This window comes from Pirellulales bacterium (genome assembly GCA_035499655.1).
Lineage (GTDB): Bacteria > Planctomycetota > Planctomycetia > Pirellulales > JADZDJ01 > DATJYL01.
Genome location: DATJYL010000095.1, coordinates 17660 through 39164, shown reverse-complemented (window position 1 = coordinate 39164; position 21505 = coordinate 17660). Strand labels below are relative to the sequence as shown.

General features: G+C 56.7%; 19 protein-coding genes. 12 read left to right on the top strand and 7 right to left on the bottom strand.

The window, feature by feature from the left end; all coding sequences use genetic code 11:
* Positions 1-32: 32 nt before the first annotated feature.
* Positions 33-425 (bottom strand): GxxExxY protein, encoded by a 393-nt coding sequence (locus tag VMJ32_06855; protein ID HTQ38728.1) that lies wholly within the window; start codon positions 423-425, stop codon positions 33-35.
* Positions 426-529: 104 nt separating this feature from the next.
* Here VMJ32_06855 and VMJ32_06850 point away from each other — a divergent pair, with 104 nt between their 5' ends.
* From VMJ32_06850 to VMJ32_06840, 3 genes are all read left to right on the top strand, one after another.
* Positions 530-1891 (top strand): MFS transporter, encoded by a 1362-nt coding sequence (locus tag VMJ32_06850; GenBank protein HTQ38727.1) that lies wholly within the window; start codon positions 530-532, stop codon positions 1889-1891.
* Between the two features lie 137 nt (positions 1892-2028).
* Complete coding sequence (locus VMJ32_06845; protein HTQ38726.1) at positions 2029-2232, top strand: type II toxin-antitoxin system HicB family antitoxin; 204 nt, start codon at positions 2029-2031, stop codon at positions 2230-2232.
* Complete coding sequence (locus VMJ32_06840) at positions 2229-2441, top strand: type II toxin-antitoxin system HicA family toxin (GenBank protein HTQ38725.1); 213 nt, start codon at positions 2229-2231, stop codon at positions 2439-2441. Before VMJ32_06845 ends, VMJ32_06840 begins: the two co-directional genes overlap by 4 nt.
* Before the next feature lie 7 nt (positions 2442-2448).
* Here the strand turns inward: VMJ32_06840 and VMJ32_06835 are convergent, their stop codons facing one another.
* The 3 genes from VMJ32_06835 to VMJ32_06825 form a co-directional block, all read right to left on the bottom strand.
* The gene (locus VMJ32_06835; GenBank protein HTQ38724.1) at positions 2449-2967 is read right to left on the bottom strand and encodes a hypothetical protein; all 519 of its coding nucleotides are present in this window, start codon (positions 2965-2967) and stop codon (positions 2449-2451) included.
* Positions 2968-3040: 73 nt separating this feature from the next.
* Entirely contained in the window at positions 3041-4372 is a 1332-nt protein-coding gene (gene thiC / locus VMJ32_06830; protein ID HTQ38723.1) for a phosphomethylpyrimidine synthase ThiC, read from the bottom strand.
* A 385-nt stretch (positions 4373-4757) separates the two neighbouring features.
* The gene (locus VMJ32_06825; protein HTQ38722.1) at positions 4758-6227 is read right to left on the bottom strand and encodes a DUF1598 domain-containing protein; all 1470 of its coding nucleotides are present in this window, start codon (positions 6225-6227) and stop codon (positions 4758-4760) included.
* A gap of 485 nt (positions 6228-6712) precedes the next feature.
* Here VMJ32_06825 and VMJ32_06820 point away from each other — a divergent pair, with 485 nt between their 5' ends.
* From VMJ32_06820 to VMJ32_06810, 3 genes are all read left to right on the top strand, one after another.
* Entirely contained in the window at positions 6713-8758 is a 2046-nt protein-coding gene (locus tag VMJ32_06820; protein ID HTQ38721.1) for a sigma 54-interacting transcriptional regulator, read from the top strand.
* A 252-nt stretch (positions 8759-9010) separates the two neighbouring features.
* A complete protein-coding gene (locus VMJ32_06815) occupies positions 9011-9355 on the top strand; it encodes a hypothetical protein (protein HTQ38720.1) in 345 nt (114 codons plus the stop codon).
* 20 nt (positions 9356-9375) lie between these two features.
* Entirely contained in the window at positions 9376-10218 is an 843-nt protein-coding gene (locus VMJ32_06810) for a DUF1559 domain-containing protein (GenBank protein ID HTQ38719.1), read from the top strand.
* 22 nt (positions 10219-10240) lie between these two features.
* Here the strand turns inward: VMJ32_06810 and VMJ32_06805 are convergent, their stop codons facing one another.
* Positions 10241-10918 (bottom strand): thioredoxin family protein, encoded by a 678-nt coding sequence (locus VMJ32_06805; protein HTQ38718.1) that lies wholly within the window; start codon positions 10916-10918, stop codon positions 10241-10243.
* 748 nt (positions 10919-11666) lie between these two features.
* Here VMJ32_06805 and VMJ32_06800 point away from each other — a divergent pair.
* The 4 genes from VMJ32_06800 (at position 11667) to VMJ32_06785 (ending at position 15157) form a co-directional block, all read left to right on the top strand.
* On the top strand, positions 11667-12686 hold the full coding sequence (locus VMJ32_06800) for a Gfo/Idh/MocA family oxidoreductase (protein ID HTQ38717.1): 1020 nt from the start codon (positions 11667-11669) through the stop codon (positions 12684-12686).
* A 117-nt stretch (positions 12687-12803) separates the two neighbouring features.
* Entirely contained in the window at positions 12804-13529 is a 726-nt protein-coding gene (locus VMJ32_06795) for a hypothetical protein (protein HTQ38716.1), read from the top strand.
* 84 nt (positions 13530-13613) lie between these two features.
* On the top strand, positions 13614-13844 hold the full coding sequence (locus VMJ32_06790) for a hypothetical protein (GenBank protein ID HTQ38715.1): 231 nt from the start codon (positions 13614-13616) through the stop codon (positions 13842-13844).
* Positions 13845-14122: 278 nt separating this feature from the next.
* Complete coding sequence (locus VMJ32_06785; protein HTQ38714.1) at positions 14123-15157, top strand: alpha/beta hydrolase-fold protein; 1035 nt, start codon at positions 14123-14125, stop codon at positions 15155-15157.
* 58 nt (positions 15158-15215) lie between these two features.
* Here VMJ32_06785 and VMJ32_06780 read toward each other — a convergent pair whose 3' ends face one another.
* Positions 15216-16319, bottom strand: a complete 1104-nt coding sequence (locus tag VMJ32_06780; GenBank protein HTQ38713.1) for a serine/threonine-protein kinase — start codon at positions 16317-16319, stop codon at positions 15216-15218.
* Positions 16320-16639: 320 nt separating this feature from the next.
* On the opposite strand from VMJ32_06780, the gene VMJ32_06775 reads away from it, so the two are divergent.
* Entirely contained in the window at positions 16640-19312 is a 2673-nt protein-coding gene (locus tag VMJ32_06775; GenBank protein ID HTQ38712.1) for a dockerin type I domain-containing protein, read from the top strand.
* Here VMJ32_06775 and VMJ32_06770 read toward each other — a convergent pair.
* The gene (locus VMJ32_06770) at positions 19237-20205 is read right to left on the bottom strand and encodes a D-2-hydroxyacid dehydrogenase (GenBank protein HTQ38711.1); all 969 of its coding nucleotides are present in this window, start codon (positions 20203-20205) and stop codon (positions 19237-19239) included. The two genes, VMJ32_06775 and VMJ32_06770, sit on opposite strands and share 76 nt — an antisense overlap.
* Positions 20206-20458: 253 nt before the next feature.
* On the opposite strand from VMJ32_06770, the gene VMJ32_06765 reads away from it, so the two are divergent.
* Positions 20459-21490, top strand: a complete 1032-nt coding sequence (locus VMJ32_06765; GenBank protein HTQ38710.1) for a hypothetical protein — start codon at positions 20459-20461, stop codon at positions 21488-21490.
* Positions 21491-21505 lie beyond the last annotated feature (15 nt).

Below are 21505 nucleotides of genomic sequence, written 5' to 3'. Positions count from 1 at the left end.
AGAGGGCGCGAAGAAAGGCCAAGGATTATTTTCTACTCGGGCAGTTGATTGACGAGTCGGGTAATGCCGTCTTTGAGATATTCTTCGCCGAAGTTGATGAGCAAGCCGACTCGCTTATTCGTTAAACGAAGATACGTCAAAACTTGCTTCTTATGCACGGGAATCGTCTTTTCGACCGATTTTAGCTCTACAATCACTTTGTCCTCAACCAAAATATCGATGCAAAAACCTTCGTCGAACCGAATGTTGTCATAAACAACCGGAATCGGCGCTTGCCGCTCGCATTTCAGCCCACGTTTCTTTAATTCGTGTGCCAGCACAACTTCATAGACCGATTCCAACAATCCTGGTCCCAAAGCTTTATGTACTGCGATTGCTGCATCAATCACAATTCCAGTAATATCATTCTCGTGCATTACAGGCATTGCCGATCTCCTGCCAACTTTGCGTCCTCTGCGTCTCTGCGCGAGATTATTCTGATTTGAAATCAGCCACCACACAAGCATCTGCGTTCAAACGGAACTCAGCTTTGCCTGGCGCGCGCGTGGCTTTGGCGCTGCTGTTGGCAATCAATTTGCTCAACTACATCGACCGCTACGTGTTGGCCGCGGTCGAAGACCAAATTCAGCACGACTTCGGCAGCACCGAAGCCCAAACCGGTTTGCTCGCCACGGCGTTTCTCATCAGTTACATGTGTTTCGCGCCGGTCTTCGGTTGGCTGGCCGATCGCTACTCCCGCTGGCTGCTGGTCGGTGTGGGCGTCTTGATTTGGAGCGCCGCCAGCGGCGCAACCGGTTTAGCAACCGGCATTGCAATCATGCTGGCCACGCGAGTGTTTGTCGGCATTGGCGAAGCAGCCTACGGCCCCGCCGCGCCGACCATTATTGCCGATTTGTATCCCGTCGAGCGCCGCGGACAAGTGCTTGCCTGGTTTTATGTCGCTATTCCCGTTGGCAGTGCGCTGGGTTACTTGCTCGGTGGGCAGGTGCTGCACTTGGGTTTCACCTGGCACTACGCATTTTTTATTGTCGTGCCGCCGGGTTTACTGCTGGGCGCATGGGCCATATTCCTGCGCGATCCGCGGCACGCTGGCGCTACAATACGCGCAAGCAAGCAACCAGGTCAAAGCGCTCGTTCGCCGGCCGCCAAATTATCGGACTACAAGCAATTGCGGCACATTCCCTCGTACGTTTACAACACGCTGGGCATGACCGCCATGACGTTTGCCACCGGTGGATTGTCGTTCTGGATTCCGCGATACCTGGTCTGGCGAAAAGTTCATGCCGGTCTGCTTGACCCAGCCGATGCCGAACTTCGCAAAGCGGCGCTGACAGACGCTAACTGGGTGTTTGGCCTGATTGTCGTAATCACGGGTCTGGCCGCCACGCTCAGCGGCGGCTGGCTCGGTGATAAGCTGCGCGGACGTTTTCCCGGGTCGTACTTTTTGGTGTCCGGCTGGGGAATGCTCATCGCGCTGCCGTTTTTTTTGGCCGCGCTGGTGGTGCCATTCCCCACAGCCTGGATCATGATATTCATCACCTGTTGCGGCTTGTTTTTTAATACCGGACCGACGAACACCATTCTGGCGAATGTAACGCAGCCCTCGATTCGTGCCGCGGGCTTTGCGCTAAACATTTTTATCATCCACGCGCTGGGCGACGCCATCAGCCCACCGCTGATCGGCAAAATCAACATGCTCTTTGGCGATTCCACCGCGACCGCATCGAATGCCGCTGGCAAAGTCGACGAAATTGTCAGTTCGAACATGAACGCCGGTTTCGCCGCCGTCTCGCTGGCCATCTTTTTAAGCGGCGTGTTTTGGCTGTGGGGCGCTAAATACTTGGCGAGCGATACCGCAAAAGTATCTGCCTCCGAGCAATCAGCGATTTAGCGGGCAGCCAATGAGCTGATAACCCATTAGATTCCCTTCTATTCAATACTAATTTGCCGCAAACTGTTCTAGACGATATGCTTAACTTGTAACCGGATTGTTATTCAAAAGCGACGAAGCTGGAGAAGAACTGCACCATGCTGAACGTTGAAGTCGAACGTGAAGAAGATGGTCGTTGGATTGCCGAAGTGCCGGACTTACCCGGCGTGCAAGCTTATGGGAAATCGCGCCAAGAAGCCATTGAACGGGCTAAAGCACTTTCGTTGCGCGTATTGGCCGACCGCTTAGAACACGGTGAAAGCGTGCCGGAAATGAGCGAAGTCTTCGCGGTGCAGTCGTGAGCCAGTGGCCATCGACTAAAGCGCGGCGAGTCTTAGCCGCACTTCAACGAATTGGTTGGTCGATCAAACGCCAAACCGGTTCGCACCGCACTTTGCAACGCGCGGGCTTTCCCGATTATGTTTTTGCTTTTCACGATGGCGAAGAAATTGGCCCGCGCATGCTGGCCAGAATTTCCCGGCATACTGGATTGAAACCGGAAGATTTGTAATCTCGCACTACCGAGATTCGACGTTCCTAAACCGATCCTTGAAAATACACAAACAATCCTCGATTTCGTGAGCGGCAAGTTTTTGCAATTCAGCCGGAAACTCGCCGACCTCTAAATACGGCGCGTGCCAATTAAGATTAAGGGCACGCGCGCCCTTTCTTGTACCACTGTGAAGATAAACTCGGGTTGGCAACAATCCTAGTTTAGCCCCAATTCGAAGCGCAGTGTCATATATCGTCAGCTCGCCAATGCCGTGAATGGACCCGATGGCATTGCTTACAATTGCGAATAAAGAGTCAAAATCAGTGGCGCGTTCGAGTGCCGCCAGACGAAGAGACGAAGTCGCTGCACAGAGTACAGCATGAGGAATGCGCCGCTGATGATCATATCGTTTTCCATCGGGGCGCATTGCCATCCCAGCTCGGTTAAGGGCATCAGCAAATGATTTCTCATTTTCAAAGCTTCTAAGCTCCACGTTGGCGATTTTTCTGGCTGTATATGCACGAACAATAGCAGCAAAATGCATACGCTTCGGCAATTCAGAATTTATACTACATCGATTTACCATATCATGCCGACAATCTGCGAGATGTTGCGAATTAGACGTTGGATGATACCCGCACTTCCAACGGCTTCTCCGCCGCCATCGCCCGAATGTCTTCCGTGATTTTCATGCTGCAGTACTTCGGCCCGCACATGCTGCAGAAGTGGGCGCTTTTGAATGTGTCTTGCGGCAAGGTTTCGTCGTGCATCCGCCGGGCGGTTTCCGGATCGAGGGCCAAGCGGAACTGCTCGTTCCAATCGAACGCAAATCGGGCCCGGCTCAGCGCATCGTCACGTTCTCGTGCCCCAGGCCGATGCCGCGCCAAATCGGCCGCGTGGGCCGCAATCTTGTAAGCGATGACGCCTTGCTTCACGTCATCGAGCTCCGGCAAGCCCAAATGTTCTTTCGGCGTCACGTAGCACAGCATGGCGGCGCCGTGCCAACCGGCCAAGGCCGCGCCAATGGCGCTGGTAATGTGGTCGTAGCCCGGGGCCACGTCGGTCACGAGCGGACCCAGCACATAAAACGGCGCTTCGTCGCACTGCTCCGCTTCCTTGCGCATGTTCATTTCGATTTGATCCATCGGAATGTGGCCCGGACCTTCGACCATCACCTGCGTCCCCTTTTCACGGCCGCGCTTAGTTAATTCACCGAGCACTTCCAGTTCGGCAAATTGCGCCGCGTCGCTGGCATCGGCAATGCTGCCCGGCCGCAAACCATCGCCCAGGCTCCATGTCACGTCGTACTGGCGCATGATGTCGCACAAATCGTCGAAGTGCGTATACAGCGGGTTCGGCTGGCGGTGCGTCATCATCCATTTGGCGATCAAACTGCCGCCGCGGCTGACGATGCCCGTCACGCGCCCCATGGTCAAATGCAAATGCTCCAACATCACGCCGCAGTGTACCGTCATGTAATCGACGCCTTGCTTTGCCTGATGCTCCACCATGTCCAAAAAATGTTGCGGCTTCATTTCCTCGATGTTGCCGCCCAACTCCTCCAGCATTTGATAAATCGGTACCGTGCCAATTGGCACAGGCGAGGCGTCGATAATCGCCTGCCGAATCGGATCAATATCTTTCCCGGTCGACAAATCCATCACCGTGTCGGCGCCAAAGTGTACGGCCGTGTGCAGCTTTTCCAATTCCTGCTGCACGTTGCTGGTGACCGCCGAGTTGCCGATGTTGGCATTGATTTTGGTTTTCGTGGCGACGCCGATGCCCATCGGTTCCAGCCGCTTTTGCAAGTGAACTTTATTCGCCGGAATAACCAACCGGCCCCGGGCCACCTCACGACGAATCAACTCCGGCGACAAAGCTTCACGCTTTGCGACGAATTCCATTTCGGGCGTAATGTGGCCTTCGCGAGCCGATTCGAGCTGGGTCATGGGGCACTCCATTGAGTTGATATGATCGAACGTTGTAGGAGGCGAATCCCTTCGCCGATTGAACACTTCCGTCGGGGAAAGGATTCCCCTCCTACATTCCGCAAGATTGCAACGAAAAAGCGCAGCGCTCATCGTACCGAACGAGCGGCAATTGTCAATTCAGCGGGCCCATTGCCAAAAGAATTGCCGCTAGCGGTTGTACGGCGGCAACAACGTTTGAAGTGATGATTGAGAAAAGTCGCAAAATACACCGCGCAAAATCTGCTGCTACTTTACGATTTCTCGCGCGTGCGACGACGCCAATAAAAAACCCCGGTCGGGCGACCGGGGCTGAGCAACATCCGCTGCTGTATTGCTAATCGCTAATTGCTAGTCGCTAGCCGCTTCAACCGTTCCACCACCAGCGGCCAGAGTGATCCTGGTCCGCCGTGGTCCGCGCCTCCGATGCGGCCCTGCGCGCCGGCGACAGCTCAGCGGTTTTTTCCTGCTTCTGAATAATCTCCCACGGCAGCAGTAATACGCCGCCGGAAACGCTGATCACGTAGTTCGTTCCCTTCTTCAGCAAGCTCACCTTGCTGTCGACCTGCTTCGGCGGGTTGTAACCGGTCGTCACCAGCATCTTGTCGTTCAACAAAAACTGCGGATGAAAATTGACTTTATCCAACAAGTTTTCCTTCATCACCAGCGCCCCGGCCACCGCCAAATCCATGCAATTACGCAAATCGCCAAACACGGAATCCTTTTGCGCCAGCTCCTCGAAGTGGTTGGTCATCGAATCGGCCCATTTCTGCGCCGTCGGATTCTTTACAGCGTTGACTTGACGCTGGCCGCTGGCGGTGAAAAAATCTTCTTCCGACATGCACTGCACGCCGGGGCCGCGAATTTCCCAGGCCAGTCCTTCGCCGTCGGTGGCGAGCGGATCGTACTTCGGCGCCAGCCACCACCGCGGCGTTTGCACGCTGTGCACCGTCGGGCTTACCATTTCCAAATAGCTGGGCATCCCCTTTACCGGCGACGGATCCATGTTCATCCCCAACCGCTTCATGCGATAATCGGCCATCACCAACACATTGGCAAACCGGCTGGTGTCCGGCACGCCGTGCAGCGTTATGTTTTGCGGACCGAGCGCTTCTTCCATCGAGCCGGCGATCTTCTCGATGTTGTTTTTCACCACGGTTTGTTGTGCCAAAAACGTGTTTAACCGCTGCATGCCTTCCGCCGTGGGATCAATCGACACACTAATGCCACCGTTGCGCGCCGCATCGGCGCTGCGCAGCGCCACGACCAGGTCGTCCAGTTGCAGTACCGGCCGCCCCGAAACGTTGCCCACCACTTCCCCCTGCTCATTCACTTTCCAACCTTCCGCCGGGCCGGCCAACACCACATCGTGTTGCTCCGGAAACACAAACACATATTGAACGCGTTGCAACCCGGCCAGGTAACGTATGTCGTCCGGCAGCGGTTGACCCGTCTGGGCACAATGCTGAATCGCTTCGTCCAGCTTACGGAGCGAAATCATTCGCAACTTGGTGGGCTGATTCAAATCGCCTGGCACTTGCTGCAGCGCCTTGCGACGTGCATCCAACACTTGCTCGCGCTGCGTGGCATCTTGTTGCTTGAGCACACCGTCCACATTCACCGAAACACCACCCACCACACCCGGAACTAAAACCGACGGAAACGTGGTGGAGCCGGTGCCGGTGCCCGTGTTGGTAGTGTTGTTAATGTTAATGGTGGTTCCGCCGGTGGTTTGTGCCGCGGCTTCACGGAGGGTTGCCGTTCCCAGGCCGGCGATAAGCAGCACGGCAACCACGCTCGAAAGTTTTGTGCAACGGTTTGTGCGCGCGACGCTCATGTAATTGCTCCTCTTCTGCGAAAAAACACAGGAAACTTGGATTGCAGCCGACGAAAACGGCGGACCAACTCCGCTCCCCAGTGTTGATTTTGTTCGCGCTCACCCCAATCAGCAATCGCTGGAACCGCTTAGTACTTCCGTGGCGACCGCCTGAGAGGGGGGCGCTGAATTCGGCCCAAGCAAACCACTTGTTATGTTAATCTCTGCCCCGATGGGTAGCAAACTTCCTGCTCCATATGCGGCGGTGCTAAACTCTGGCCCCGCAACACCCTGCTGCACGCTCCCAGTGGCCGATCCCCGGCCCAAGAACCCTCTGTTTTCAGGGCTGAAACAACCGTTTGCCTCAAATTGCTGCATCCACCGGTAATCGCCCCCCTCCCAACCTGTTGAAAAATGCAACACTTTTGCCTCCGACTGGTTATAATCAATCGTTGCCAACTCTTGGTGCTATCGGCACTTGAATTCCGGCAGGGGTCTTATCTGAAATGTTAGCGTACCTCGTAATTCGCGAAGGTTCCAAGTGGACCGATGTCTTCCGGCTGATGCCCGGACAATCGGTCACAATCGGCCGCTCGCCTACCAATCAAATTGTCGTGAAAGACGAACGCTGCAGCCGCGCCCATGCCGAAATTTTTTACTCGCAGGAGCGCTGGGTCCTGCGCGATTTGGAAAGCCGAAACGGCACACTGGTCGGTAGCCAACGCGTTCACGGCGACTATCTGCTGCAGCCCGGCGAGATCGTTCGCATCGGCCATTCGCAAATGGCCTTCGTCCACGACCTGGCCTCCGCTTTCCCCGATTCCTCCGGCACGGCGTCCAAAGAAGGCGTCAGGCCCGACGACACAATTTTGGCCGCCAGTGTGGACGAATCCAACGTGCTGTCAGAACCAGAATCCGAGGCCACCAAAATTACTCACCGCCGAGGACAAACTCGCTTCCTCGCTCCCGAAGCCGGCGAGGACGAAGCCATTCCCAAAGTCGGCCGCGCCGCCGCACAACTGTGTCGCATCGCTTTTGAAATGGCCAAAGCGCCCGATCAGCCCTCCGTGGCACGCGTCGCCCTGGCCGGACTGTTCGAAGCCACTCACGCCGATGCCGGCGCCGTATTGTTGTTGCCGCGCTTCATGAAAGCCGATCCCACCGCCGCCGATTTGGAAGTCATCGCTTCCCGCACCGATTCCGATTTGAATTATCAACGCGTCTCCAACTTCGTCGCCGCCACCGTGCTCCGCGAAGGCGAAGCCGTCCTCGCTCGAAACGTCATGGGCGACAGCGCCCTTTCCATCCGTGACAGCAAGGGAGAATTTCACGCCACCAGCATCTTGTGCGCGCCCATCCGCAAAAACGAACGCCCGCTGGGGCTCATCCACTTGTATTCCACCCGCCCCGAACGCATTCCCGACCCCGAAGATTTGGAATTCACCCTGGCCGTGGCCGATACCCTGGCCGTCGCCATGGAAAACCTCAGCCGACGCCTGGAATTAGCCGAAGATTTAACGCAAATCCGCGACGAAAACCTCCAACTCCGCGAACTCCTCGGCGTCGAAAGCGAAATCATCGGCTCCAGCCTCGTTATGAACAAAGTGCAGCGCGACATCAGCCGCGCCGCGCCCAACCGCGCCACTGTCCTGATCCGCGGCGAAAGCGGCGTCGGCAAAGAATTGGTCGCCCGCGCCATCCACTTTTCCAGTCCCCGAAAAAAAGGTCCGTTTTGCGTCCTCAACTGCGCCGCCTTGTCCGAAAGCCTGCTGGAAAGCGAACTGTTCGGCCACGAACGCGGCGCATTCACCGGCGCTACCGAACGCAAAATCGGCAAGTTCGAAGCCGCCGACGGCGGCACCCTCATGCTGGACGAAATTGGCGAAATGACCCCCACCATTCAAGCCAAGTTCCTTCGCGTCTTGGAAGGGCATGCCTTCGAACGTGTCGGCGGCAGCGACCCCATCCAGTGCGACGTCCGCGTCATCGCCGCCACCAATCGCGATTTGGAACGGGCCGTCGCCGAGGGACTCTTCCGCCGCGATCTGTTCTTCCGACTGCACGTGCTCGAAATCTTTGTCCCCGCCTTGCGCAAACGGCCCGAAGACATCGCCGAACTCGGCTTGCACTTTCTGGCCAAATTCAACGCCGAAACCGGCCGCAAAATTCGCGGCTTCTCCCCCGAAGCCATGGATCAATTGCTCCGCTACCGCTGGCCCGGCAACGTCCGCGAATTGAAAAACGTGGTCGAACGCGCCGTCGTGCTCACCCGCGGCGAATTCATCGAAGTGGAAGACCTCACCCTTTCCAAACTTTCCACCGCCGGCGATACCGCCGAAGTCGTCCCCAACCCCGCCGACATGTTCGAGCCCATGTCGCTGGAAGAACTGGAGCGGCGTCACATTCACGCCACGCTGAACGCCACCAATTGGAACAAAAGCCAAACCGCCCGCATTTTAGGAATCGAACGCTCCACGCTGGACCGCAAAATCGACCGTTACGAATTGGACGCCAACCTCCCCCAGCGCGGCCGCACCGCCCGGCCTACCTAATATCCCATTGAGCTTGGCGTAGAACCCGGCGTTCAATGCAGCCGCTTCAAAACCCTTGCCTTTCCTGAAATTGGCGGCTTAAATGAAGCTTGGTCAGCGATTCAAGGGGCGTGAATTTTCCAAGGTTTGCCGAGAGCAATGGCCGTTCTAGCGGAGTGGGTCGAAAGCCGCCCACGGATCATTGTTTGGTTATTTTATTTCGTTGTTGGAATGCCACTTGCTGGTTGTCATTCGGAGAATCATCTTCCACGATTGCCCATCCACGGAACGGTGACAACGATCAGCGGTGAAAAGTTGAATGGCTCAATCAGTTTCATCCCCGACGACGGCAGTTCAGGCCCCGCCGCAATGGCCACGCTGACCGACGGCAAATATCAATTCGACGAAAACAATGGACCAGCAGTTGGTCCCCACAAGGTAATCGTCAGGCGGACTGCTGCCAAAAATAGAATTCCGACGCCCAACACCAACGACACGAAAATTGACACCGCCAAGCAAAATTCCGCTGAGAGCAAAACTGAAGTCAAAACAGAGTGGAAATTGACCGCCAATCTGACCGCAAACGTAAATCAATATAACTTCACGTTGGAACCCTAAACACATTTAAGTCTGCTGCCATGCGTCGAACACCGTCAAAAAAATACGGGTTCACTCTTGTCGAGTTGTTAATTGTCATCGCCATCATTGGACTGCTAATCAGCCTCTTGATGCCGGCCATTCAATGGTCCAGAGAAACCGCCCGTAAAACGCAGTGCCAAAATAACCTCAAGCAGTATGGTTTAGCGCTACACCAGTTTCATAATGTGAATCATGCATTCCCCATTGGGAATGTTCCGAAGAGGTGGTGGGGATTTCAATCGAGACTACTGCCTTATTTAGAGTGCCAGAGCATTTTCCAATACATAGACTACACCTACTTACCGGATTGCTTTCGAGCCTGCAACGCTCTGCCGGCGGGACAAGACCCTGGTAACCAAGTTCAACCCGTTGACATGTGCCCTGACGATCCCCTTGCGGGTTTCATTTGGTACGACCCCACGCAATATGCGGGACATCACGGTTGCACTGATTACCTGGGTGTCATGGGAACGCTGGCAACAGCCAACGACGGCATTTTGTTGTATGGCCCTCCCATCAGTATTCCCAAAATCACTGACGGACTTTCTAACACTCTAATCATGGGCGAGCGCGGCATATCCAATGATTATTGGGGGTGGCCCTACTGCGGCTATGGCGACGGCACCGGCAACGGCGATAATCTATGCAGCACCAGTGATGGCCTCGTGGAAGGCAACGCTTACGACGATCCGCACAAATTTCACTTTTGGAGCTACCATCCCGATGCGGTCAACTTTTTAACCGCTGACGGCGCAATTCATACTTTGCGGTATGAAGTCGATTATTGGGTTTTCCAGTGGCTCGCCACCCGCGCAGGCGGAGAAACCGTAGGCTTCCAATAATCGACTTTCCACAGTTCTTCACTTAACCCGTCGGGGTCGAACGGTTGCCGGCCGACGATTGCTGCGTAGAGGCAGGGGCTTTTGTCGCCGGATTCGTTGCCGTTGGTGTCTTAACGGTTGATTCCTTGGTTGCGGCAGTATCCTTCGGGCCGTTATCCTTCACAGCCACATCTTGCTTCGCCGCAGGCCCCAAGAACTCTTCCACCGCTTCTACGCTTTGCGCGCCCACCAGCCGCTTTAGCGTCCACCCATCGCCGGCTTTCTGGTACATCACCAGTTGCGGTATTAAATTGCCTTCCATCAGCTTGCCCGCCAAATCGCTTTGGGCGTCGGTATTCACATAGGCAAACGCCACGTGCCGCAGTTCCCCCTTTGCCGCCACTTCCGGCATCGTGGAAGTTTTCATCCCCTGGCAGGCCGGGCACCATGTGGCCCCCACCAACACCACCAACGGCTTGCCGCTGTCTTGCGTGTCTTGATAAGCGGCCGCATACGTCCCGGCCGCACTATGATTAACCACTGAATTGGCCGAATTGCCAACCGCTGAATTGCCACCCGCCGGGCTGGATGCGGCAACATTATTCGTAACATCTCCATTCGTTGACGGGCCGATCGACTGGGTGCCATTCGAAGCGGTATTGACAGACACGGCAACCAACAAAGCCATCTGCATCAATGCGGAAAAAGCCACGCTACTCACGGGTAGATCTCCTTCGGGGCGAGGACCAAGGCAAAATGCTGGAACTGGCTTCCCCAACCGTCGCGGGCCAATTCCATGCCCAGGCCAACCCGGCGATCGGCAAGCCTACACAGGCCGGCCCATGCGCACGGGCAGAGTCCGACATCGTTCACTCGCCGCACAGATAAAGAGCGCTGCCATGCACGATTGGCCACGACAAACCGCCTAGAAGTTGGCCATCCCGCGGTTAGGCTCGGGCGGCCAAAGCTTGTCGTCATGCCTTCCGTCTTGGTCGGCCTCCTTCGTTGTGTCTCCGTTCAGCCAAGTGCGTTTCGGACGAGGGGAAAAGTTCGTAGTGTAAATGGGTAAAATGAACTTGCAAGCCATGACTGGGAAAAATTTTCCGAATAAATAAAATTTAACGCTGAGCTGGCGGTAACATTGAACGCCGGATTATCGCGCCTCTTTCAATCACCGCCCGGCCTGTGTTCTGATCACTTTTGACCGACCAGCCTGATCCGCGTCCGCCCCGGCCTTTCACGTCGCAACCCTAAGCTGCAAAAAATCTTCCACTCGCCCGCTGATTGTGCCGGCCGCTAACAAACCGATATAATCGCCGGTGCGGCACGACTTCGGATACCTTCGCGCCTAAGTTTGTGCAAGCATTGGCATTCAGGCTTATGTAACACCTCGACGGCCCCAACCGACTATCGACGCCCACTCACCACTCACCCCTCACCACTCACCCCTCACCTACTAATCTTCCCCCATGAAGCTCCGCGTCGGACTTGTCGGACTCGGTCGCGCTTGGGAGGTCCGACACCGGCCCGCGCTGCGCGCCCTGGGCGATCGCTTCGAAGTCCGCGCCGTCTGCGATCAGGTTGCCCTGCGCGCCGAACAGGCCGCTCGCGATTTCAACGCCACCCCCGTTGATGGCTTCCGCGCGCTGGCCGCCCGCGAAGATATCGATGCCATCCTCATGCTGGCCGAGCAATGGTACGGCTGGCTGCCGATCATGGCCGCCTGCGAATATGGGAAAGCCATTTACTGCGCCGCGCCGCTGCAATTGAGTTTGGAAGAAGCGAAGCAAATAAAAGATCGGGTCGATGCGGCGGGCGTGGCCTTCATGGCCGAGTTCGCTCGCCGCCAAAATCCCGCCACGCTGCGACTGAAAGAACTCATCGCCACGCACTTGGGAAAGCCGCGCCTCATTTTCTGTCATCGCCGCATCGGCGTCGGCGAAAAACCGCACAAGCCCGACGGCCCCAAAGATCGCGGCTTCGGCACCAGCGATTTGGTCGAGCTCGTCGATTGGTGCCGCTACGTCGTCGGCGCGGAACCGACCTCGGTGCTCGGCCTCATGCACAACGTCTCGTCCGACTCGCGCGATGAAGATTACCGCATGATGAGCCTCGACTTTTCTCCGCCCGGCACGCATGCCGGCACCGGCGTCATCGCGCAAATCAGCTCCGGCTACTACATGCCGCAAGGCTGGGAAGAAGCGGTTTCGTTCCGTCCGCCGCCGGCGCTCCAAGTGGCCTGCGAAAACGGCATCGCCTTCATCGACTTGCCCGCCCAGGTGTTGTGGTTCGACAAGGCGGGCCGCCATCAGGAATCGCTGGAAAGCGAACGAGCCGTGGGCGAAATGCTGCTCTCGTACTTTCACCGCAGCGTGACCAGCCTGGTCCGCAACCCCGCCGGCCTGGAAGACGCCTACCGCGCCCTCGTCGTCGTCCTCGCCGCCCGCCGCAGCCACGAAGAAGGCCGCCGCATTACGCTGTCGTTTTGAACCATCTCGATTGAATCCGTGTCGGTTCGAGTGCCAATGGCCCGCAATGCGATGCACAGCGTTTATTCATTGGCGTAGAATCATATCTTTTGTTTCGCAAAAACAGGCATCGATCGTATGAGCACTAATTTCGAATTGTCGTATAAAGATTCCCTGGATGTTACAAGCAAATTCGCCGACAATGATGAACTCGCCGAACTCAGGTTTCAATTAGCCAAGTTCACTGCTGATACATTTTCTCAAGCCGGAGAAGAACTTCACGCAATTGGGCACATCTTCGGTACAGACCGCAAAAATGGTGAATCACCGTTCGGTAATGGCAATGACGAAGTTGTCGCCGTTTCGCTATTGCTCAGGATTGGTGGACAACTGACATCAGCGAGCGCAGATTTGTTTAATGACGGCCGTCACTACGCTGCGGCAGCGTTATTACGACAATTGGTTGAAGTGGAATACTTAGCATGGGCATTTGAAACCCGCGACAATGATGCGGAACGCTGGATCCGCAGCACTTCCGAAGAACGCCAATCATTTTTCGCTCCTGCCAAGATAAGAAAGGCTTCGCAAGGGAAATTTCGCGGAGAAGACTATGGATACCATTGCGAGCTTGGTGGTCATCCAGTCCCTGGTGCCCACATTTTGCTGCGCCATGACGAAGCAATTAGCCAACTTCTTCTATCCGATTTGCTTGGGCACACTGGCCGCGTTTGGGACCACGTTGTTGGCTGGGCAAGTGATAATACATGGGCTGCCCCACTTTCTAAACGTTATGATGAAATGCATAGACGCTACGCAAAATGGAAACATTCGGACGTATTGAATTTATTGCCACCACCGCCTTAACCCGACTAGGATGCCATTGCCGGCTCGGCTAATTAAATCACACACTCCGTATGACAACAGCGGGTTTTCTAATATAATTTCCATATGACCTCCGAAAACTTCAACAAAGCATTGCGGGCTTATCAACAGCGCAAGCCGTTTCGTTCTTATCGGGTGCGGTTTGTCAGCGGGGAGCATATCGACGTGGAACATCCGGAAGCCTTGGTATCGCGCGCCGGCACCGCAGTCTATTTCGATTCCAAAGGCGTTCCCACGCTGTTCGATCACGAAAGCGTCAGCGAAGTCATCGGCGACACCAAACGCCGCTCGGCCTAGAAGATGAATTCATACACTTTTTGCATGACTTGCAAAATCAAATTTTTTCATGACTGCATAATAAAATCCCCTCCGCGTCCTTCGCGTCCTTTGCGGTTAAAATCATCCGGCTCTGCGTCTCCGCGGTTCAATCTGCCTTCTCCGTGCCCTCCGTGACTCCGTGGTGAAATCTGCGTTCCCTGCGCGAGACAAGTCGCTTGCATTCCCCGACAACATCCAGCAATAATCGACCGCGGCGTATTGCGCACACCTCTCCATTGATTCGCGGAGCCCAAATTATGAAATGCCTGCAGCCGCTCTCAAGCTTTTTGCTGCTAATTTTGCCGCTGGCCGTTGCGTGTTGTTGCGCCTGGGCCGACGACCCCACGCCGCCACCCGCAGCAACACCGTCCAGCACCGCGCCGCAATCTGCATCGACCGCTCAACCCACACCGGATGCCGACGGCGATTTCGTCATCTCGCCGCCGTACCAAAACGCGCCGGAGCTGACCCTCGCCGACGACGTGCCCAAGGGAACCATGCATGAGCTGGCGATGAAATCGGAAGACAGCAAAATTTATCCCGGACTAAAAGGACCGTATTCACGCAAGCTGTGGGTCTACGTTCCCGCAGACTACCAGCCCGGCACGGCGGCGCCGTTCATGGTGGTTCAAGACGGGCACAGCTACGTCAAGCGGTTGACGCCTGTGCTGGATCATTTGATCCATGAGAAAAAGTTGCCGGCCATGGTGGCGGTGATGATTGATTCCGGCGGCGGCGACGGCAAAGGGAGCGAACGCGGCCTGGAATACGACACCGTCTCCGACAAATACACCCAGTTCATCGAAAACGAAGTGCTGCCGCTCGTCGAACAACAATGCAACGTGACGCTGACGAAAGATCCCGCAGGCCGCGCCACGATGGGCGGCAGTTCCGGCGCCGCCTGCGCCTTCACCATGGCCTGGTTCCGGCCCGAGCTGTACCGCAAAGTGCTCAGTTATTCCGGCACGTTTGTGGCGCAGCAATCACCCGATAATCCCGATTCGCCGCACGGCGCGTGGGAATATCACGAGCATTTCATCCCGCAGACGGACCGCAAGCCGATCCGCATTTGGATGGAAGTGGGCGAACACGACAACGGCTACCAGCGCGACGAATCCACGTATCACAACTGGGTCATGGCCAACAACCGCATGGCCGCCGCGCTAAAAGACAAGGGTTACCCCTATCAGTACGTGTTCGCCAACGGCGCCGGTCACGTCGACGGCAAAGTGGTCGGGCAAACCTTGCCCGAGGCGCTCCTATGGCTATGGAAGGGATACCCGATTCAGTAAAGCGAGGAACGCTTGATTCGGTAAGCGCGCAGCGTCTGAGGGAATTGCGAAACCGATTTCACTCAATATCTTCCAGCCACACCCGAATTTCGTTCTCGTATTCGCTGGCCAGGCCGCCGACAATGAGCTGCCGGTGGAAGCTGGCAGCCCCTTCTTTCACCAAGTCGGCGGCTTCGGCGCTGGGGAAGCGGCGATTGGGGTCGGGCGCAATCAGCCCGCGACAGAAGTTCATCAGTAGCTCGTTGCACGTGACCTCGGCCGGCAAAATTTGCGGCAAGCGCTGGGCTAAAAACCGCTTCGCCTCCAGCAAATCTTTGTAGGTCGAAAGGCCCGCAAACGGCGGCCGGCCCGAAAGCATCTCCACCAGCACGTAACCCAAACTCGCCAAGTCGGCACGGGGCGAGCATTCGCTCCCTTCCAGCACTTCCGGCGCCGCATAAGTGGGCGTGCAAGTCCGCCGCGGCGGCAAAGCATCCAGCGCGAAGGCTGACCCAATGTCCACTATTTTCGCATTGCCGGTGCGCTTCAGCATAATGTTCGACGGCTTAATGTCGCCGTGCACAATGCCGTTGCGGTGCAACGCCGCCAGCGCCGCCAGACACTCTCGCACAATGTTCACGGCCACGCCCGCCTTCAGGCGCGGCTGCATCGGTCCGCTGGTGATAATCACATTGTTCAGATAGGCCCAACGCTTTTCGCTGACCCGCTTGCGAACGTGTTCCAGCATTTTGTGCGTCACCAATTGGCTCAGGTCGAAACCGTCGACCCATTCCATTTCCATCAGCCGAATGCGGTTGCGATCCACAAAATTGTGCACGTCCAGCAAATTATCTTGCTGAATCAGCGCCACTCGGGCAGCCACGTCGGCCATGCGTGTCATGGCTTCGTCGTAGCTGCGGTCGTCTTCGTACCGTTCCGGCGAAAAAATCTTGATCGCGACAGGCAGGGTAAAGCCGTCGGCCCCGCGCCGCTGGCTTAGGTACACCACGCCCTGACCACCGGAACCCAACAGGCGCAGCAGGCGCAAATGCTCGGTCCAGCTCATCCGCTGCGAATCAACCAGCGTCACGTATCGGTTCAGAAGCTCGTCGGGGCAGCGGCGAGGCTCATGCCCGCCTTGGGTCACAGTCAGACGGTTTTCATAAAAAATGGTCGTCGTCATCGAAGGTCGTCACTCCACGTTGAACTTACATTCTACTTCGCTGATTGATCAGACTCTATATTAGGCCGCAATGAGAAGCGAGGTAAAGACATAGTTTGCCGGCAATCGGTGGAAAAATCGGCCATTCTCATTCGCGCAAACTCCGCGCAAAGCCTTTAGTTGCGGCTGCTTTTGCCCAGTAATTCGCTCATCCATGTTGGAAAACTTGCCTGCAATAAAATTTATGATGCAACGCCAGCGAGCATCGGCTACAATAATCCGGCACAGACTACAAGCTGAACAATGTGCGCGGAATTGATCGTTACGGGGGAGAGGGGAAAATGGAAAAGCATGTGTTGCGCGCAGCCGCTTTCTGCATCGCTGCGATCTGCTGGCTCAGCGCATCGAGCGCGCATGCGCAATTGCGGGCCTTCGGCGATGCAGAAGGTTTCGGCGCCCTAACCACCGGTGGCCGTGCCGGCAGCCTATACATCGTCACCAATCTCAACGATTCCGGCGCCGGTTCATTTCGCGACGCGGTCAGCCAGTCCAACCGCATCATTGTTTTTGCCGTCGGCGGCTATATTAACCTGGCGTCGGCCATTAGCGCGAAAAGCAATTTGACCATTCTTGGACAGACCGCGCCGGGCCAAGGCATCGGCTTGATGGGGCACGAACTCTCGTTTTCAGCTTCCAGCAACGATATTGTCGAATTCATTCGCGCCCGAGAAGGCAGCGCCGATAGTTCCGCCAAAGCCAGCATCAACTTGGGCGACACCAGCAACATGATTCTGAATCACGTCGATGCCGAATACTCGCAGTACGACAACATCGACGCCGTCGGCACCAATGGGGTCAACAACGTCACGCTGCAGAACTCGTTGTTGGCCGATCCCATTAAGGCGCAGCAGTTGAATATGCACACCGAAGGCAACAACGTTACCTACGTGAACAACCTGTGGGTGAATTCCCACGGCCGCAATCCGCTCGCAAAGTCAAATAGCCAGTACATTAACAACGTGGTGTATAACTACCAGTATGCCTTTACCACGGGTAACTCTGCGGGCGTTTATAGCTACGACATCCTGAACAATTACTTCATCGCTGGACCGAACACCAACAGTCCGAGCGATGCCTGGTACCAGTTGGACTCCAATCAAAGCGCATACTCCTCGGGCAATTTGCTCGACTCGAACAAAAACGACGCATTAGATGGCTCGGCCACATCGCCCGGCGGCGTGGTTACGCTGTCTTCTCCCTGGTCATCGACCACAGCCAGTTTACCGCTGTTAAGCACGGCCGCCGCCTACACTTTCGACGTGGCCCACGCCGGCGATTCGCTGCAGCGCGACACCGTCGATACGCAAGTCATCACTCAGGTGCAATCGCTGGGAACGCAAGGTTCCATTTACAACACGGAAAAAGACACGGGCTTGTCAAACAGCGGCTTCGGCACCATTACCGGAGGAACGCCTCCCACGAGCAGCGCCAACGACGGTATTCCCGACACCTGGGCAGCCGCACACGGTTTGAGCACGACCGATCCCTCGGGCGCGCTGAAGCTCAATCCGCTGGGCTACACCATGATCGAGCAATACGCCAACGAACTGGGCGATGAATATGCCAGCCAAACGTGGTCCAATGCCAGCGGCACGTGGTCCAGTGGCACGTGGTCCTCGGCTGTGCCGGGAGTTTTTGACCATGCCCTCATCCGCGGCAACGGTTCGGTCGATGGCATGGTAACTGTTTCTACGGGCACCGCTTCGGCCATGACGCTGTCGATCGGCGGCAACGGTACGTCAACAGGTGAAAAAGTGTTCGTCTCCGGAGGAACCCTGAATGTGTACGACACCATCACCGTCGGCGACCAGGGCAACGGTACGCTACAAATAACCAGCGGTGCCGTGCAGGCCTACAATATTATTCTTGGCAACACGGTCTATAATCCCACGGCGACCAACTACACCGGCACCCTTTCGCTGATGGGCGGCACGCTGGCCGTTTCGCAAATCGTACTGGGCGCGGGCACGCCCAGCAATTGGACCTCAGGCGGCTCGATCAACTGGAGCGCTGGAACGCTGCAAGCAGCTGCACAACTGAACGTGAACGTGCCGATGACAGTTTCCGGCGCCGGCGGCACGATTAATAGCAACGGCTTTAACGGCACGCTTTCCGGCGTCATTTCCGGCGCCGGCGGCATCACGAAAACCGGCCTGGGAACCATCACCCTTACCGCATCCAATCTGTACTCGGGCGCCACCACCGTGAAACAAGGCACCCTCACGCTGGGCGCCTCTAACCGCATTGCCGACACTTCCAACTTGGTTCTCTCCGGCGGCACTTTTGCCACCGGCGGGTTCAGCGATACGTTGTCCACCTTAAAATTGTCGGCCAGTTCCACCATCGATTTGGGCACTGGCGCCAGCATTTTGGATTTCACCGACAGCCACGAGCTGCCCTGGACTGGCACCCTGACCGTCGCCAACTGGAGCGGTTCCACTTCCGGTGGCGGTACAGATCGCCTTTTCTTCGGATCCGGTTCCGGTGGACTGAGCCTGGCGCAATTGAACTCCATCGTATTTTCAGGCACCGCCTCGCCGCACGCTGTGCAATTATCAACAGGCGAAATCGTCCCCGGCACCCCCGCCCCGGTTCCTGTGCTGGGAGATTTTAATCACGACGGTTCGGTCTCGGCCGCCGATATTTTGCCGATGATCAACGCCCTGGCCAATTTGTCGGCTTATCAAGCCGGCCAAAACTATACCGATGTCGATTTGTTGGCCAATGGCGATCTCAACAACGACGGCAAAGTCACCAATGCCGATTTGCAAGATTTGCTCGTCCGACTAAGCCATCCCGGCGGCGGCAACACGGCCCCGGTTCCCGAACCCTCCGGATTCGTCCTGGCTGCTTTTGCCTTGATTTCAATTGGCGCAGTTTACCGCTCTGCCTTGCGTACCGGAAAACCCAGCCGCTTGTCTACTAAATTCACGAGCGGCTTCCCGGCCAAATAGCGCCGCAGATTTTCGCAGAAGAAATCGGTCATGTTGTCGATCCGCCACCGACTTTGACCGGCCACGTGCGGCGTGATGATCACATTGGGCAATTCCCACAATTTGCTTTCCGGCGGCAGCGGCTCCTCGGCGGCCACATCGAGCACGGCGCCAAATAAACGGCCCGACTCCAACGCCGCCACCAAATCGTTCTCCACCACTAATTTTCCCCGGGCCATGTTCGCCAGCACCGCGCCCGGTTTCAGTTTGGCCAGCGCCCGGTCATTGATCATCCAGCGTGTTTGATCCGTCAGCGGCACGCACAACACCAGCACGTCGACCGCGGCCAGCAAATCGCCCAGCCGATCAGCCGGCCATAACTCCGCCACGTGCGGCGGCTTATCGACCGGATATAAATCGGTCGCCAAAATTCGCGTTTTGAACGGTGCGAACAGTTCCGCCACGCGCCGCCCGACGCCCCCCAGCCCGACAATGCCCACCGTGCAGTGATGCAAATCGCGCGTCGGCCGCCGGATGTATTCCCTGTTCTGTTGCGCCCGAAAAAATGTCGGCAACCCACGCAACAAACCCGTCACCAAGGCCACCGTGTGCTCGGCCACTTGATCGGACAGCACGCCCGATGCACTGCTGATAATGATCGGCGATTCCACCACGCTGGGCGCCAGCAGATGATCTAGCCCCGCCGCCGACGATTGTATCCACTTGAGTCGTCCGCCGCGCACCACGCCGTCCCAATCGACAGGCACTTTCGGATGGCCGCAGAATATGTCGCAGGCGAATAATTCCCGGGCCACGCCTTCTTGTCCGGCATCGCATATTTCCGCTTGCGGGGCCGCCGACTGAATTTGGGCCACGTGCCGAGGCTCGACGGGATAGCAAAGCACAATACGCATGGAGAATAAACAAGGATCGTAGAACGATTGACTTTAGACCCGGCGAACACGCCGAATTTCACCCTCTGACCAACGTGCGATGCAACCAACCATGCCACCATAGTATCTGCTGGCCTGCCACTCTCCCAGTGCTGGTGGATTAAGGCTCGCTCAGTTAGAATATCCTCTGGGGAATGGTTCTGACTTCCCGCATTCGCTCGCCCAAGCTTTCTCAGCCCCGGATGAATTTCCGCGGGATTGTTCTGGAGGCACTTTGAACCCACGACCTTATACCATTGGCTTCCTTACCGTCGTGTTGATGGTGGCGCTGCGCGTGGTCATCGGATGGCACTTTTTCCAGGAAGGGCTTGCGCACAAGAACGATCCGCACTGGTCCAGCGAAGGCTTTTTGCGGCAGGCCAAAGGGCCGCTGGCCGAACTGTTCAAATCCCGCGCCCCCGGCTTCCACAATTGGGACCGCCTGCTAGCCGTCCCCCTGGCGCCGGAGCCGGCGACTTTGCCCGATGAAGGAAATTCCGCCGGCGCTGCTCAACCCGCGGCCGATAAGCCAACTCCCGAAGCCTCACCCATTTATGGCGATTGGTACCGTGCAGTCATCCACGATTGGGAACAGTATCGCGCCGATTTTGCGAACTTTTATCATTTCAGCGACGAACAGAAGGCTGGCAGCCAATCCTTGCAAAAGCACTACGAAGGCCAACTTGCCGATTTACTAGCCGGCAATCAACCCGATATCGCCTCCTATCGCCACGAACTTTATCGCAACCAAAACATGGCCGCCAAACCCGGCGCCGACGAAATTCCCAATCAAATCGCCCGGCTGGCCAAGCGCGAGCAAAACCCCGTCGGCGAGCCCGGCGTATCCGATGCCGTCAACAGCAGCCCGGCCGATTGGCTCAGCGATGCCCAAGCGTTGGAAGCCGCCTTTCAGCGCGATCTGCTGTCGCTGCGGTCAGACGATCAACTAAAACTCGGCCCCGCCCCGCAGGCAAAAACCGAACTGAAGCAAATCGACTCCGCGGTCACCTGGCTGCTCATCATCGGCGGCGGCCTATTGATGATCGGCCTATTCACGCGGTTGTCGGCGCTGGCCCTGGCGCTGTTTTTGTTGTCGGTCATCGCCACGCAGCCGCCGTGGGTGAATGGAGCCATCACCACCGTGTTCAATTATCAATCGGTCGAATTCGTGGCCCTGTTGGCGTTGGCTTCCTCACCCGTCGGCCGCTGGGCCGGCTTGGACTTTTTTATCCATCATCTCCTCCTGCGACCATTCCGCTCTAAATAACCGCTCTGACACCAG